Source organism: Streptomyces vastus, assembly GCF_039532825.1.
GTDB lineage: Bacteria > Actinomycetota > Actinomycetes > Streptomycetales > Streptomycetaceae > Streptomyces > Streptomyces vastus.
Map to the genome: position 1 here is coordinate 3,732 of NZ_BAAASJ010000056.1, position 584 is coordinate 4,315.

Annotated in this window: 1 protein-coding gene; it reads left to right on the plus strand. The window is 69.2% G+C overall.

What is annotated here, in order from left to right:
- On the plus strand, positions 1 to 584 hold a 584-nt coding region (locus ABD357_RS24225; protein ID WP_486389227.1), incomplete at both ends, for an RHS repeat-associated core domain-containing protein.

Sequence of the window (584 nt, forward strand, 5' to 3'; positions counted from 1 at the left end):
CGACCGTCTGGTCGCCGACGGCACCGCGTACGACGCCTTCGGCCGCCCCACCAGCACCGGCGGCACCACGCTGACGTACTTCACCAACGACCTGGTTCGCTCGGAGACCGTCGGCGCCAGTCGCAAGACCTGGTCTCTGGATGCCGTCGGACGTCTCCACAAGGCCGTCACGCAGGCCAAGGCCGACGACGGTACCTGGACCACGTCCTCGACCGACACCAGCCACTACGGCTCCAGCGGCGACAGCCCCACCTGGAGCGAGGGCTCGGACGACACCGTGACCCGCAACGTCACCGATCCCACGGGCGGACTCGCCGCGATCACCTCCGCCACCGGAGACACGATCCTGCAGCTGACCACCCTCCACGGTGACATCGCCGTCCGGCTCCCGCTGGACGGCACGGAGGCGGCCGAAGTCCAGCGCTACGACGAGTACGGCAACACGCTCGACGGCACCGCAGCCGCCACGTACGGCTGGCTCGGTGGCTACCAGAGGTCGGCCGACACAATCAGTGGCATCACCCTCATGGGCAGCCGCCTCTACAGTTCCGACACCGGCCGCTTCCTGCAGACCGACCCGGTCT